Origin of the sequence: Bacillus sp. BK450, from assembly GCF_004364885.1 — a bacterium.
GTDB classification, from domain to species: Bacteria; Bacillota; Bacilli; order Bacillales; family Bacillaceae; genus Bacillus; species Bacillus safensis.
In genome coordinates this window covers 927,972-943,536 of the sequence record NZ_SOBQ01000001.1, presented here as the reverse complement: position 1 = coordinate 943,536, position 15,565 = coordinate 927,972, and the positions used below count along the sequence as shown (strand labels likewise).

14 protein-coding genes are annotated in these 15,565 nt (G+C 40.6%); 10 read left to right on the top strand and 4 right to left on the bottom strand.

Translation table 11 applies throughout. The features are described 5' to 3' along the window. Positions 1–322 precede the first annotated feature (322 nt). From EV579_RS04875 to EV579_RS04850, 6 genes are all read left to right on the top strand, one after another. Positions 323–2,218 (top strand): PrkA family serine protein kinase, encoded by a 1,896-nt coding sequence (locus EV579_RS04875; RefSeq protein ID WP_024425326.1) that lies wholly within the window; start codon positions 323–325, stop codon positions 2,216–2,218. Positions 2,219–2,357: 139 nt separating this feature from the next. Beyond that, the gene (gene yhbH, locus EV579_RS04870) at positions 2,358–3,521 is read left to right on the top strand and encodes a sporulation protein YhbH (protein ID WP_024426618.1); all 1,164 of its coding nucleotides are present in this window, start codon (positions 2,358–2,360) and stop codon (positions 3,519–3,521) included. A gap of 365 nt (positions 3,522–3,886) precedes the next feature. Beyond that, positions 3,887–4,519 (top strand): biotin/lipoyl-containing protein, encoded by a 633-nt coding sequence (locus tag EV579_RS04865; protein WP_133744044.1) that lies wholly within the window; start codon positions 3,887–3,889, stop codon positions 4,517–4,519. A gap of 39 nt (positions 4,520–4,558) precedes the next feature. Beyond that, complete coding sequence (locus EV579_RS04860) at positions 4,559–6,178, top strand: DHA2 family efflux MFS transporter permease subunit (protein ID WP_024426617.1); 1,620 nt, start codon at positions 4,559–4,561, stop codon at positions 6,176–6,178. 17 nt (positions 6,179–6,195) lie between these two features. Next, positions 6,196–6,720, top strand: a complete 525-nt coding sequence (locus EV579_RS04855; protein WP_024425322.1) for an NAD(P)H-dependent oxidoreductase — start codon at positions 6,196–6,198, stop codon at positions 6,718–6,720. Positions 6,721–6,733: 13 nt separating this feature from the next. Continuing rightward, complete coding sequence (locus EV579_RS04850; RefSeq protein ID WP_024425321.1) at positions 6,734–7,093, top strand: hypothetical protein; 360 nt, start codon at positions 6,734–6,736, stop codon at positions 7,091–7,093. 113 nt (positions 7,094–7,206) lie between these two features. On the opposite strand, the gene cspB is transcribed toward EV579_RS04850, so the two are convergent. Both cspB and EV579_RS04835 read right to left on the bottom strand, forming a co-directional pair. Then, the gene (cspB, locus tag EV579_RS04845; RefSeq protein ID WP_008349061.1) at positions 7,207–7,407 is read right to left on the bottom strand and encodes a cold shock-like protein CspB; all 201 of its coding nucleotides are present in this window, start codon (positions 7,405–7,407) and stop codon (positions 7,207–7,209) included. Between the two features lie 211 nt (positions 7,408–7,618). Then, positions 7,619–8,710 (bottom strand): GGDEF domain-containing protein, encoded by a 1,092-nt coding sequence (locus tag EV579_RS04835; RefSeq protein ID WP_073204463.1) that lies wholly within the window; start codon positions 8,708–8,710, stop codon positions 7,619–7,621. A gap of 96 nt (positions 8,711–8,806) precedes the next feature. On the opposite strand from EV579_RS04835, the gene EV579_RS04830 reads away from it, so the two are divergent. Beyond that, the gene (locus EV579_RS04830; protein WP_073204466.1) at positions 8,807–9,187 is read left to right on the top strand and encodes a hypothetical protein; all 381 of its coding nucleotides are present in this window, start codon (positions 8,807–8,809) and stop codon (positions 9,185–9,187) included. A gap of 34 nt (positions 9,188–9,221) precedes the next feature. Here EV579_RS04830 and EV579_RS04825 read toward each other — a convergent pair whose 3' ends face one another. Next, positions 9,222–9,620: a hypothetical protein gene (locus EV579_RS04825; RefSeq protein WP_024426613.1), complete on the bottom strand. Its 399-nt coding sequence runs from the start codon at positions 9,618–9,620 to the stop codon at positions 9,222–9,224. A gap of 151 nt (positions 9,621–9,771) precedes the next feature. Here EV579_RS04825 and EV579_RS04820 point away from each other — a divergent pair, with 151 nt between their 5' ends. Together EV579_RS04820 and EV579_RS04815 are read left to right on the top strand one after the other, a co-directional pair. After that, positions 9,772–10,278, top strand: a complete 507-nt coding sequence (locus EV579_RS04820; RefSeq protein WP_133744043.1) for a YhcN/YlaJ family sporulation lipoprotein — start codon at positions 9,772–9,774, stop codon at positions 10,276–10,278. A gap of 156 nt (positions 10,279–10,434) precedes the next feature. Then, positions 10,435–11,307, top strand: coding sequence for a hypothetical protein (locus tag EV579_RS04815; RefSeq protein ID WP_133744064.1), 873 nt, complete (start codon positions 10,435–10,437; stop codon positions 11,305–11,307). A gap of 24 nt (positions 11,308–11,331) precedes the next feature. On the opposite strand, the gene EV579_RS04810 is transcribed toward EV579_RS04815, so the two are convergent. Continuing rightward, entirely contained in the window at positions 11,332–11,976 is a 645-nt protein-coding gene (locus EV579_RS04810) for a spore coat protein (RefSeq protein ID WP_024425315.1), read from the bottom strand. A gap of 144 nt (positions 11,977–12,120) precedes the next feature. Between EV579_RS04810 and EV579_RS04805 the strand changes: the two genes are divergently transcribed. Then, positions 12,121–15,501, top strand: coding sequence for a CheR family methyltransferase (locus EV579_RS04805; protein WP_133744042.1), 3,381 nt, complete (start codon positions 12,121–12,123; stop codon positions 15,499–15,501). Positions 15,502–15,565: the final 64 nt, after the last annotated feature.

The following is a 15,565-nucleotide window of genomic DNA, read 5'->3' as shown; positions in this document are numbered from 1 at the left end:
GCCTTCGTAGCCAGCAGTGAAAATGGATACTAAAAACGTAATGATGACGCCCATCATAATGACCGTTCTCATATAAGCTCCCCCTTATCCCTTTGTTCCGTTCGCTGCCTGTTTCATATGATGTGAAGTTCACCTTGAAAAGCAGGAGAAGAAAATCATTTTTCTCCTATTTTTCCTTTATTATGAAGGGTCTTGCGGATGGTTGTCAATTCAGTTTGCCAATTCGTCATTTTGAAGAACGAAAGCATGTAATAGGACGCCTCCGCATAGATTGTAAAACAGTATCTGATTTCTAGCTTCAATCTTGAAAGAGGAGGTTCATATGGATATTTTAAAGAAAATCGAACAGCACAGAGAAGAAGAGCAGCGTCTCAAATGGGAAGGCACATTCAGCGATTATTTAGACATTATTAAGGAAAATCCACTTGTCGCTCAATCTGCTCATTCTCGCGTTTATCATATGATTAAAGACAGCGGGATTGAAGAGGAGAATGGGGTCAGAACCTACAAATTTTTTGATCAGGAGCTGTTTGGGTTAGAGGAATCACTCGAAAGATTAGTAGAGGAATATTTTCACCCTGCTGCAAAGCGGCTAGACGTCAGGAAGCGTATTTTATTACTGATGGGACCAGTAAGCGGGGGGAAATCGACGCTTGTCACTAGATTGAAAAGAGGACTTGAAGAATATTCATTAACAGATCATGGCGCAGTTTATGCGATCAAAGGCTGCCCTATGCATGAAGATCCGCTTCATCTCATTCCGCAAAATCTGCGGGAGGATTTCTATAGAGAATATGGGATTCGTGTGCAGGGGAATTTGTCGCCTCTGAACATGATGAGACTGGAAGAGGAATATGGCGGCAGAATTGAGGATGTAAGGGTCGAGCGGATCTTTTTTTCTGAAGATAAACGGACCGGCATTGGTACCTTTAGTCCGTCTGATCCGAAATCTCAGGACATTGCCGATTTAACAGGCAGCATCGATTTTTCAACCATTGCTGAATTTGGATCAGAGTCAGATCCCCGCGCCTACCGCTTTGATGGAGAGCTCAATAAAGCAAACCGAGGGATGATGGAGTTTCAGGAGATGTTAAAGTGTGATGAGAAATTTCTCTGGCACCTCCTGTCATTAACGCAGGAAGGGAATTTTAAGGCAGGAAGATTCGCCTTAATTAGTGCAGATGAATTGATCGTCGCCCATACGAATGAAACCGAGTACCGGTCGTTTATTTCAAATAAAAAGAACGAGGCTTTGCATTCAAGAATTATTGTGATGCCAATTCCTTATAACTTAAAGGTCACAGAAGAAGAACGCATTTATCATAAAATGATTTCAGAAAGTGATGTCTCAGATGTGCATATTGCCCCGCATACGCTGAAGGTAGCAGCAATGTTCTCCATTTTGACGAGATTGAAAGAGCCGAAGCGTTCTGATATTGATTTGGTGAAAAAAATGCGTCTGTATGACGGAGAAAGTGTCGAAGGCTTCCAATCAGTCGACATTGATGAGATGAAAAAGGAATTTCATGACGAAGGGATGAGCGGAATTGATCCGCGGTATGTGATCAACCGAATTTCATCCACCATCATTCGAAAGAATATGGAATCGATCAATGCACTGGATGTTCTTCGCTCCTTAAAAGAAGGGCTTGATCAGCATCCGTCTATCTCCAGCGAGGACCGGGAGCGTTATTTGAATTTTATTTCAGTCGCGCGAAAAGAGTATGATGATATTGCGAAGAAAGAAGTGCAAAAGGCCTTTGTGTATTCCTATGAGGAGTCTGCGAAAACGCTGATGGATAATTACTTAGATAATGTCGAGGCTTACTGCAATAAAAACAAGCTGCGTGATCCGTTAACGGGTGAAGAAATGAATCCGGATGAAAAGCTCATGCGTTCAATTGAAGAGCAGATCGGCATTTCTGAAAACGCCAAAAAAGCATTTAGAGAAGAAATTCTGATTCGTATTTCGGCTTATGCGAGAAAGGGAAAACGCTTTGATTATAATTCACATGAGAGATTGCGGGAGGCCATTCAGAAAAAGCTGTTTGCTGATCTAAAAGATGTGGTGAAAATTACGACATCGACGAAGACACCGGATGAACAGCAGCTGAAGAAGGTCAATGAAGTAGTGGCTAGATTAATTGATGAGCATGGCTATAATTCAACAAGTGCGAATGAACTTTTAAAATATGTAGGCAGTCTTCTGAATCGTTAATAAATGAAGGAGGCATTATTGGCGCATCAGCACCGGTAATGTCTTTTTTAGAAATGATCGTCAACTTGGATGACGAGCAGCATAGGATAAAGGAATCGATGGTTAGAAGAATTGTGCAAATAGGTGAGGAGGGGGATGGATGTCCCGGCAAGAAAAAAGTCAGTTTATTGTGTCCCAGGAAGACTGGTCCCTCCATCGAAAAGGCTATGACGACCAGCAGCGTCATCAGAAAAAAGTCAAAGAGGCGATTAAAAACAATTTGCCGGATCTTGTCACAGAAGAAAGCATCATCATGTCGAATGGAAAAGATGTTGTGAAAATTCCGATCCGTTCATTAGATGAATATAAAATTCGGTATAACTACGACAAAAATAAACATGTGGGTCAAGGTGATGGAGACAGCGAGGTTGGCGATGTTGTTGCGCGTGACGGCTCAGACAGCAAGCAGGGTCAAGGAAAGGGGCAGGGTGCTGGTGATCAAGCTGGTGAGGATTATTACGAAGCAGAAGTCTCATTAATGGATCTCGAGGAAGCACTGTTTCGTGAACTGGAGCTGCCAAACCTCAAGCAAAAGGAGCTTGACGACATCATTGTTGAACAAATTGAGTTTAACGATATTCGCAAAACCGGGTTAACAGGAAATATCCACAAAAAACGAACGATGCTGTCGGCATTTAAACGAAATGCGATGACAGGCAGTCCCTCCTTTTATCCAATCTACCCAGAGGATATCAAGTATAAAACGTGGAATGAAGTGACCAAACCAGAGTCGAAAGCCGTTGTTTTGGCGATGATGGATACGAGCGGAAGTATGGGGCTTTGGGAAAAATATATGGCGAGAAGTTTTTTCTTTTGGATGACACGTTTCTTACGGACAAAGTATGAGACGGTCGATATTGAATTTATTGCCCACCATACAGAGGCGAAGGTGGTAGACGAAGAACATTTCTTCTCACGGGGTGAGAGCGGGGGGACCATTTGCTCGTCTGTCTATCGAAAGGCACTAGAGCTCATAGACGAACGATACCCGCCGTCGCGATATAATATTTATCCTTTTCATTTTTCTGATGGTGACAATTTGACCTCAGACAACGCCCGGTGTGTGAAACTTGTTTCTGAAATCATGAAAAAAGCCAATTTATTCTGCTATGGTGAAGTCAATCAATACAACCGGCATTCTACGTTAATGTCAGCATATAAGCACATTCAGGATGAGAAATTTAAGCATTATATTTTGAAGCAAAAATCAGACGTTTTTCTCGCACTAAAAAAATTTTTTCAGCAGGAAGAAGTTCTTTCATAACGAGCACATTTGAAAAAACCTTTCAGCATAAGGGCTGAAAGGTTTTTTGTGTGGAGAAGGAAAGGATCGCCAAAAAAAAAAGTAAAACTTTCTCTTTGACATTTCAATTTTCATTTATTAATATTTAATCTTGTTAAATATAAGTTTTTCAAAAAAGATGCCGATCGTCTTTTCTTCTTTTTCTGCTCTTTGCTCATAAGTGAACAATAAGTATAAATGGGCTGCACACCATGATAGGGGCGGGAGTAGATGAAGGGAAAAGGACAGATTGTTGAGCTTGTTTCATATTCTGTCAGATGATGGGCATTCTAAGTTTGCTAAAGCAGATGACACTATATTTTTATACATGAAAGGAGAAACAAAACATGAACAGAGGGCGTTTATTGCTAACGAACATTATTGGCCTTATTGTGATTCTTGCCATTATTGCCGGAGGTGCTTATTACTACTACGAAAGCACAAACTTTGTTAAAACAGACGAGGCAAAAGTGACAGGTGACATGTACCAAATTACAGCACCAGCAGCTGGACAAATCAAAGGCTGGGATATCCACGAAGGTGACGAAGTAGAAAAAGACAGCACAGTTGCAAAAGTTGAAGGACAAACAAAAACAAACATTAAAGCAGTGGCTGATGGCACATTAGTCAAAAAAGAAGTACAAAACAATCAACAAGTGCAGCCTGGTACAGTTCTTGGTGAAACAATTGATTTAAGCAAGCTTTACATTACAGCAAATATTAAAGAAACAGATATTAAAAACATTGAAAAAGGCGACAAAGTCGACATCGTTGTAGATGGAGATCCTGATACAACATTTGAAGGAACTGTTGAACAAATTGGTTATGCGACAAACTCAACATTCAATATGCTGCCAGCAACTAATTCAAGTGGCAACTATACAAAAGTAACGCAAAAAGTAGCAGTGAAAATTTCAATTAAAAACCCATCAGACAAAGTACTTCCAGGTATGAATGCTTCTGTCAAAATTTCATCTTAATGATGATTGATATCAAAAAATGAAAGGAGGTTGTCTGAGATGGCAAATCAACCTGCAGCGACAAAACAGGGAACAGGCTCCTTGTCTTTACTGATCATTTTAATGGCCGGTTTGTTCGTAGCGATTTTAAACCAAACGCTTTTGAACGTAGCCATGCCTCATTTAATGACAGAATTTAATGTGAGTGCAACGACGATTCAGTGGCTGACAACAGGCTACATGCTTGTCAACGGTGTGCTGATTCCGTTGTCTGCGTTTTTAATCACACGTTTTGGACAGCGCAGCTTATTCCTAGTGGCTATGATCTCGTTTACACTAGGTACATTTATTTGCGGCATTGCGCCAAACTTTTCAACGATGCTCATCGGCCGTTTGATTCAGGCTGTCGGCGGCGGTATCTTACAGCCGCTCGTCATGACAACAATCCTTTTTATTTTCCCTCCGGAAAACAGAGGGAAAGGAATGGGGATTTTCGGTCTTGCGATGATGTTTGCTCCTGCAGTAGGACCAACATTATCTGGTTACATTATTGAACATTATTCTTGGCGTATTATGTTTTATGGACTTGTGCCAATCGGTGCGATTGTCATTATCGCGGCTTTCTTTATGTTTAAAAATATTGTAGAGCCTAAAAAAATCAAGCTGGACAGTCTTGGTGCAATTCTTTCAATCGTCGGTTTTGCTTCCCTTCTATACGGAGTGAGTGAAGCAGGAAGTGATGGTTGGACAGATCCGATTGTCTTATCTACGATTATTATTGGTGCGATTGCGATCATTCTCTTTATTTTCCAACAGTTGAAAGTTGATAATCCGATGCTTGATTTCCGCGTATTTAAATACAGCATTTTCTCATTATCAAGTGTCATTAACATCATTATTACGGTTGCCTTATATACGGGGATGTTCTTACTTCCGATTTATCTGCAAAACCTCGTTGGGTTTACAGCATTGCAATCTGGGCTATTAATGCTTCCAGGGGCACTTGCGATGCTCATTATGTCCCCGATTTCAGGGATCTTATTTGATAAATTTGGACCTCGTCCGCTTGCCATTGTGGGGATGCTCATTACCGTTGTCACGACATATGAGTTTACAAAGCTGACCATTGATACTTCCTATAGTCACATAGTGCTCATGTATGCAGTACGTGCATTTGGTATGTCACTCTTGATGATGCCAGTTATGACAGCAGGGATGAACCAATTACCGCAGCACTTAAACAGCCATGGTACAGCGATGTCTAATACATTAAGACAAATTAGTGGTTCCATCGGTACGAGTTTGATCACAACGATTTATACGAATCGGACGACATTCCATTATTCCAATATGGCGGATCAAACAAATACAGCGGACCCGTTCTTTATGAATTCATTCCAGGCGGCTGTATCGAATGTGATGCATCATATGGGTATGACAGCAGAAGCTGCTCAAAAATATGTATCCACCCAGCTCTTTACGAAAGCACAGATCGATTCAAACGTGATGGGTATCAATGATGCTTATATGTGGGTGACATTATTCTGTGCGGCTGGTGTCATTCTCAGCTTGTTCCTGCGAGATGTTCGTAAGGATAAAAAGCGAAAAGAACAGCAGCATAAGAAACAAGAAATATCACTGCTTCCAGCACCTAAGGAAGCAAACCAAGATGCAAGATAAGTGTGGAGGGACCGTACATGAAAATTTATGTTGTATACGATAGTGAAGGTGACCATACAAAAGCACTTGCAGAAGCGATTGCAGCAGGCGCGGGTGAAACAGAGCAAGCTGAAGTATTCATTGATCACGTGAAAGATGCGGATATTCGCAAGCTTGATCAAATGGATGCGATCATTTGGGGCTGCCCTGGTCACTTTGGTACCATTAGTTCTGGGTTAAAGACATGGATTGACCGTCTCGGCTACTTATGGGCAGAAGGAAAACTAATCGATAAAGTCGGTGCTGTTTTCTGTACAACTGCTACAACACACGGCGGTTTAGAAATGACAATGCATAATTTGATCACACCAATGTTCCACCAAGGAATGCTTGTTGTCGGCCTTCCTGGAAATGTTCCAGAGAATGCTTTATACGGCTCTTACTATGGAGCTGGTGTGACATGTCCGATCGATTCAGATGAATTGATTTCGACTGAAGGCATTGAACTTGGAAAAGCACTAGGAAGACGTGTAGCATCAGTCACTGCATCATTTAAGCGATAAGGAGAGGGTTCTTTTGGCGACGATTATTGTAGCGTTAGTAGCTGCTGTTCTAGTCATTATTGGATTAGTAGCGTTCAATGTCAGACACGCATCAGCCGATAAGGAAGAGATCAAAGAAGATGTCTCCAATCAGCCTGACGTGCCGCATAGCGAGCCAGAAGCTGTGGCGAGACATGTAGAGCCTGAAGTTGAAAAAAAAGCGTCAGAGCCTTCTCAAACGGATGATGCTGCGTCTGGCGACGATTTCTATAGACAGGCGCTTCAAAAGTTTAAGCAGCCAGAACCACCTGTCAAAGAAGAAGAACCAGAGACAAAAATGAATGATGATATGTATCGTTCTGCTTTGCAGAAGCTAAAGCAGAAGGACAAATAAAAAAGAGAACCTCTCATCAGGTTCTCTTTTTTTATGGCACAAAAAAACCGCCGGCAGAAGCCGAGCGGTTTTCCTTCACTCTATAAAGTGCTAAAAGAGCAGATGCTCTTAAATTACGCTTTGTTAACGTTAGCAGCTTGTGGTCCACGGTTACCTTCAACGATTTCGAAAGAAACTGATTGACCTTCTTCTAAAGTTTTGAAGCCTTCGCCTTGGATAGCAGAGAAGTGAACGAATACATCGTCTTGACCTTCTACTTCGATGAATCCGAAACCTTTTTCAGAGTTGAACCATTTTACTTTACCTTCTAACATGAAATTTCCTCCTAAAGCGATCTTAACGCTTAAATTCACTATTCTTGCTCTTACACAAACTTCAAAGACGAAAACTCTTTCAAAACTTTCTTCTTAAAGATGATACGAACAAAAATAATTACCTTTACTTTACCAGTGTTTGCGGGAAAAAACAACTGTTATACGAAAACTTTTTTAAAAATAATTAGTGCTAACAAATTGAGGAAAATGCCTATGTCAAAAGGTCTTTTTTTCTCTCTGAAAAGCTCACTTGATTTCGGCCGGACTCCTTCGCTTTATAGAGCTCCTGATCAGCTATAATCGGTAATTGCTTGATGTCTGCACCAGTTCCATGAGAATAAGCACATCCAATTGATACCGTAGTGTGAATGGACAGACCGTTTTTTAAATAAATCGGCTGATCGGCTATTTTTTTTCGCAAGCGTTCTGCAATCTGCCATGTTTTTTCAATTGTACAATTTGGTAGAAGGACAGCGAATTCTTCACCGCCAATCCGACCAATATAATCAGAGCTTCTTGTGTTTTTAATCAGTCTTGTACCGATTTCTTTTAAAACAATATCTCCCTCATGATGCCCATATTGATCATTGATGGTTTTGAAGTAATCGATGTCTAGGTAAATAAGGGACATTTGATGGATAGGCTGCTTCAACTTCTTAGTAAAAGCATCACTTAATACCTCATCGAACTTCCGTTTATTTAAAACACCTGTTAAAAAGTCATAATGAGCTTGGAATTTATACAAATTTAACAGCTGATATGCTTTTGTTTGATGCTCAATGACATAAAAGTTAAACAATCCAGCAATATATGAGAAAATCCAATAAGTAGAATGCAGCTGAAATGATGTCTCATGCACGATCAAGATGAACAGGCTTGTGGCAACAACATTACCAATCGTAATGGATAACAGCATTTTCAAAACATGATTCATATGACGCTCTGCAATCAAAAAAGAAGCGGCTGCGATAAACATCATGGAAAAAATATTGATGGAAGAAGCGATATTGGCTTCAATTAATAATCGGCCAATGATCACAACAAAAGCTGCAATCATTGTTTGGGCGATGCCTCCATAAAAGGCCGTTAAAATAAGGGGAATATGTCTTAAATCGATGATCGCTGGTCCCGTTTTAATAGAGAAGAACATTAAAAGGACACCGAGTAACCCAGAAAGCATGCCTTTGCATATTTGTCTGAGCAAGGTATCTTCTTTCTTTAGAAAATTCTCTTTAAACACAAGTATAAATAAGTAATGGAAAGTAACAAGAATTGTTAAATTAATAAAGAGGTCTCTTAGCAAATAGAATCACCTTTTTAAAATTACTAAAATTTGTTGCAAAAGAAAAGGGGAAAAAAGATAATTAATAAAAATTTTAATGATGAGGAATTGAAGAAAATGCGAGGAAAACGCTTTCCAGATCAAACGGACTGGCTTTCTTTTTTTGAAAAAATGCCAGATGCCGGATTTGAAAAAGAAATGCCGGTTGAATATCAAGAATTGACTTTTCGGTTCGAGAATCAAGAGGAGCGATTTGTTGTGAACATGTCGCTTGCTATGAAGGAGTTTAGCTTAAACGTCGTTCGAAAAAAGACCGAATCCGTTTTAGGAATATATGATTTTAAAACAGTGCAGCATGTAGAGATTAAAAAAGATCGGAAGGAAGAAAAGGAGCTGTTGCTGATATTAGAGCATCATGACGACTTCATCACAACAATCGAAATCACATTTCTACCTTCCTTTTGTCTTATGGTCAAAGAACATTTTTTAGGAGAATAAACAGGAGCCTCTTTTTATGAAGGCTCCTGTTTTATTATTTGTGCTCGATGTCATTGATGACTTGCTGGATCGATTCATCATCCATCACATTCATCACACTTTCATCAATGTGTAGAGATTGCGCATAAGACTCTCTTGGCTGATGAGTTCTTGATGGTGATTGGTGCTGGTTCGTTTGATTTGGCTGGACAGCTGTGAATGCCTGTTTGATCATTTGGCCAACTTCACCTGTTCCTTTTGATTCCTTATGTGAGCGGGACTCATGACGAGATGAATCTTGGTGCTGATGGTTTGCGCCTTTCATCATTGAAGACATATTCATTTGTGTCATGCTTTTCAGCCTTCTTCGTAAAACCGGGGAGAATAATGCAATGATAGCTGTTGATACTGCGATCATTGCGCCAGTGCTCATACCTTTTCTTTTTTTAAACAAACGAATCCCTCCATTTGATCGTGATGATCTTTCATCAAGTTTAGGATGACCAATCACAGCTGAATTATGAATTCATTTTGCGGAAAGAGAGGATATGTGCATAAAAAGCCGTCTGAATGAAAAACCTATGAGCAAAAGGAGGGAATAATTGATGAATAAGAAATGGATGCTATCTTTAGTGCTCGTGCCAACATTAATCACCGCTGGGTGTGGAATGAACAACCAAGGCGATGAGCGTAGAGGAACAATGAAACGGCAGTATGAAAATGTCACATATAAGAATGACAACATGAGGCAGGATCAGCCAGATGTTCAAACACCTCAGAAGGTCAAAGTGTCAGATAAGGCGTCAGAGCTCGTAGCCAATATGTCTGAAGTGAAAACAGCGAACGTACTTGTCACAGGAAAAAATGCATTTGTTGCCGTTGTACTTGAAGGCAATAAAAGCGGTGATGTGACGGACGATCTGAAAAAGAAAATTTCAGACAAAGTCAAATCAACGGATCAACAAATCGACAACGTGTATGTATCTGCTAATCCAGACTTTGTCGATCGTATGCAAGGTTATGGAAAACGTATTAAAAGCGGAGAGCCGATTTCAGGATTTTTCGATGAATTTACTGAAACGGTTAGACGTGTCTTCCCTGAATCAAAATAGCTACGACAAAAGCCGTATGTCATATGCGGCTTTTTTGTTTGGAACCGCACCTCGCGCACCTGACTGCATAAAGTAAAAAATATATCACCTCTTGTTGATCTTTGTTTCTTCATAGAGAGAGAAAGAGGGTGCAGGATGAATTCAGGTGGGGAGCAAATGAAAGCAAGGCCGTCATTGATTCATAAAAAACTTGTAAGCGGGATGATTGCAGCAGGTCTGATTTTTTATGCTTTCACCGCGTACTTGATTTATGTTGCGTTTCAGCTGACAGGACAATATTTGGAGCAGTCTTCTCCTAAAACGGTTATCACGGAGGGACTCAATAAGCAAGTCTATGAACATATTCGAATCTACTATGCAGAGGAAGAGGATGCTTTTGTTGATCTGACCATAGAGGCCATGAAACAGGCAGAGAAGAGAACAGCGTCAGTGTTTCAGTTTGAAGCTGACAGACCTTTAGACGTTATTTATTTTGATGATAAAGAGACGATCGAACAAATGGCTGGAATTAAGCATATAACCGGATTTTACTCTGATCATGATCAAATGATTGGGTTATATCCAGATAAACGGGAAGCATTATTGAAGAAAGAGACTCTGCCTTTATACTTTTTCAATACGCTTTTTATTCATGAGTATGCTCATTTTGTTTTCTATGAAAAGGTCCATTCATATGAAGTATCTCCAGGCATTTTTCCGCTTTGGTTCCACGAAGGAACAGCAGAGTGGACGGCCTATGACGTGTTAAATGCTACGTCTGAACGCTTCGACGTGATTCCATTTCAATCTCTTCATTCTGATCAAGACTGGCAGAACTCCCGGGTAACGTATGAGACAGATGTCTATTTACAAAGCTATTATATGATCTATGAGCTGGTGCAGCTTTACGGACGAGATGTCATACATGAGATCATGGAGGAAACTGCGAAAACGGGCCAATTTGCTAGCGGCTTTGAACAGGCGACGGGGGAGAGGCTCACAGATTTTGAAGAACAGTTTAAAGTGATGTACCAAAGAAAAAACGGCTGACCAGAGAAGGGGTCAGCCGTTTTTTTAATGAAGCGGTTTTTGTTGATCAGCCTTGCTAGGAGGCATTTGAACCTGCCCCTGAAGCGGTGCAAAAGCTGACGTCATGGCTGTCATGTCTTGTTTGGAAAGCTGAGGAACTTGATAGTAGCCATGCTTGTTTTGATACAAGAAAATTTCATAGGCCATTTCGATAAAGTTCGGGATCTGCGCAGCAAGCACACGTCTGACAACAGGGTTTGTAACTTCTAATGCGGACATGGAAAGTAACCCAGCGTGTGATTTGACTAGGCTGAGCATATGTCCTGTGATGCCTAAGTCTTTTACATCCTGTAAGGACTGATTCGGCTTCTTCGGCTGAGTAGGTTTGATTCCGTATGTCACTTGTGTGTGTTCTTTCATCATATAAGTAGCGGTTTCTTCACTAGGCTTTTGGCCTGTAGAAAAACAATCTACAGTGACATTGTACTGGGATAAAACGAATTGATATTGTCGATCCAAGATGTCGGATAATGCAGGATCTTGAATAAATTGCCGCAGGATCATATATTGATCCAAAATATTAATCGTGCCGGCTAAAATTTCATGTAAATCGAATAACTCATGCCCGCCATGGTTGAGTTCAGGCTGCTGAGCGCTTCCTTGAAACATTGGCTGCTGATCGTTTTGCATTGAGATTCCTCCTTTTGTTTATACATTCTGTTTTAATGTGAGGATGTTTTCTCGTTTTCATGCAAAAAACATTATTTACAATTAGAGGGTTTTCTTTCTTTTTGTCGAAAAAAAGTATCAGACGAATGAACATGGGGGTACCAGATGCAGGACAAAATCATTAATCGTTTGATAGAAGACGAACATGTGCAGGCACCAGTGATCGGCATCGGTGTTTCGCCGTTTGAACAGCATCATCTTGAGGCTTTTTTTCAATCGTTGCCACCTGAATTAAATGCCTCTTTTATTGTTGTGCAAAATCATGTGACAGGCGATTGTATAACAGATTTAGAAGCACTTGTTTTACCGATTGGCTACCGGGCAAAAACGATTAAACATGGTGAGAAAGTCATGAAGAAGACCATCTATTTTTGTCCGCAGCATGCGGCTGTGACGTTAACAGAAGATCATCGGCTTCATGTATCAGAGCAGCTGCCAACAAACAAGGCATGCTCTGTCGACTCGCTTTTTAAGTCACTTGCCAGTGTTCAAAAGGAAGAGGCGTTTGCGATCTTTTTTCAAAAAGGTCATTGTGTGGGGAGTGGATTGCTTCGGTTGGTTGAGCAAGGCGGTACAGCCTTATCATGCAGTGAGGTAGAGAGTGGTTTTGACAGCATGTATCATCACACATTCAAAAATCCATCCACCCTTGCAGCTTATATGGCCAATATCATCAATGTCCCGCATGTGGATGAGGCGGATCCAGCTTTACTAAGAATCATTGAACGTCTTGAAATGTATAAAGGGATTGCCTTTTCAACCTATGAAAAGAAAAGGCTGCTTTCTGTTATTCAAAAACGCATGCGCACTGCAAACGAACCGATGTCATTATTAACAGAGTACGATCGTCTATTAGAAAGAGAACCAGATGAGCTTGACCGCCTGCATGCCCAGCTCCTAAGCGGCACGACTGCTTTCTTTAGAGATATGGAGGCTTTTCGAGTATGTGAACAGAAGGTGATCCCGTCAATCATTGACCATTCGATGAACAACGGGAAATCTCGATGCCGAATTTGGATTGCGGGATGTTCGACAGGGGAAGAAGCTTATTCTTTTACGATTTTATTTTTAGAAGAAATGAAGCGAAGAGATGTGTCCATTGAACTTCAAGTCTTTGCGACAGATATCAACCGAAAAGCCATTCAAATAGCTAGTAAAGGTCTTTATTCGATAGAGTCTATGGCAAGCATACCGGAAAAATGGCGGGCGCGATATTTCGAAAAAAAAGGTGACGCTTTTATTGTGAAGCAGTCGCTTAGAAAACATATTGTTTTTGCTCCTCACAATTTATTGATTGATTCACCTTTTATCCACCTCGATTTTATCAGTTGCCGAAATGTTCTGATGTACTTTGAGCCAGAAGTACAAAAACGAGTATTATCCCGATTCCAATATGCTTTAAAAGATCAAGGGGTGTTAATCTTAGGGCCAAATGAAACTGTTCCCAATATTCCTCGATTGTTTCAATTATTCAATGAGAAGTGGAACATTTACACCTATTCAAATGTTCCTGCATCTAGTGTCCCTTGGGTATATGACGCTCGTGATGCCGAGTTAAAAAAGCGAGCTGCACAATATATGGAAGAAGTGAGCGGAGAATATGACGCATGCATGGTGATCAATGATTGTGACAAAATTCTGGCGATGTCAAATGGGGCCTATTCCTTCTTAGACCGTACAGAAGTGTCAGATCAATCATGTGAATATGTCACACCTGATTATTTGAAAGAGATGTTGAGTCAAACCTTTCAAAAGGTATGGACGGACGAGACAGAGGTTGTGTTTCAGCATGTTCTCATTTCGGAAAAAGGAAAACAGCAGTATGCGGATTTTATTGTAAAGAGTTTTGATCACCGTTTTAAAGGGGTATACGTCATTCTCATTCGAATGAATGAGAGAGGGAAAATTCAAGAGAACAGCAGGGAAAAAGGGATGCCAGATCAGAATTCAGTTTATCAACAGCGTATTGTCGATTTAGAAAATGAACTCAATGAAATTAAACAAAAAGAGCAGGAGGCAAGGGCTCAATTAAAAACGAAAAACGCGCAAATAGCGGAGCTTGAGAAAAAACACGAGCATTTTATTAATATCATAAACAACTTAAGGGTAACAAGGGAAGAACTGTATAGACCTTCTGTTAAGCCACAGCTTGCGACGTTGTTTGTGGACCGGGACATGAATATTCGCTATTACACTCCTACAGCCGCCTCTTTATTTACTTCAGCTCAAATAAGGCAACAGCAATCCTTTCAGGCGATGGCTAAGAAGCTTACGCAGGAAACGCTCTATCATGACATACAATCGGTTATCTCGGACAGGCGCGTCATCAAACGGGAAATTGAAACGAATGAAGGAGAACAATTCACTGTTCACATTACACCTATCTTTGATCAAGATCATGAGGGAGCGGTGATGACGTGGATTAAAATGACGGAAATGACAAAAATCAAACAGTCACTCCATCTAGCGGTAACAGCACTGGATAATAGCCATATTCATATTGTTGTTGCAACTGAGGAAGGGGTCATCCAATGCGTGAATCAGCGCTTTTGCCAGTTTGTACAGCAGCATGAATATGACCTGATCGGCAAAGATATTTTTTCTGTCTATCATTCGCTATGTCAATGTGATGATTTAGAAAAGCAATGGGACGTTTGTTTAAAAGAAGGCAGCTGGACTGGTGAGCTGTACTTTCAGGATTTATCAGGCCGTGAACGATGGGAGAGGGTCTCTTTACACCGAATTGATGATCCTGACAAAATGCAGTCAACCGTGATGCGGATTTCAGAGGACATTACCAATCAAAAGCAGTCAGAGAAGATGCTGATGAAGTCAGAGATGCTGTCCGCAGTTGGTCAGCTTGCAGCCGGCATCGCCCATGAGATACGGAACCCGCTGACGTCGTTAAAGGGATTTTTACAGCTGATGATTCAAAGTAAGAAATATCAGAAGGATTATGCAGATGTCATGATGTCTGAATTTAATCGGCTTGAAGCGATTATTAATGAATTCCTTGTGCTCTCTAGAAGCAAATCGGTGAAATTTGAGCCGGTACATGTCAATCTTCTGCTCGAAGAAGTGATCATGGTCGTTGAATCACAGGCGGTTTTAAAAGGCGTGTCTATTCAGAAGAATTTATCTCCGTCGCTGCCAAACATTCAAGGTATACCGAATGAGCTGAAACAAGTTTTCTTAAACATTCTTAAAAACGGTATTGAAGCGATGGATGGTGTGACAGGTGTCATTCAAGTCACATCCGTATTGGAACATAATCAGATGATGCTGATTTTTGAAGACCAGGGAAAGGGCATACCAGAAGACGAAATAGGGAAACTAGGTGAACCTTTTTATACAACGAAAGAAAAAGGGACTGGCCTTGGTTTAATGATGACGATTAAAATCATTGAAAGCCATGGCGGCAGCATTCGTTTTGAAAGCAAAAGCTTTGAGGGGACACGAGTGATTATTACGTTTCCAATGAGCTGACAGACATAAGATTTACAAGAAATCCATCTACCATCAATAATTACTTAGTACACTATGAGAGATA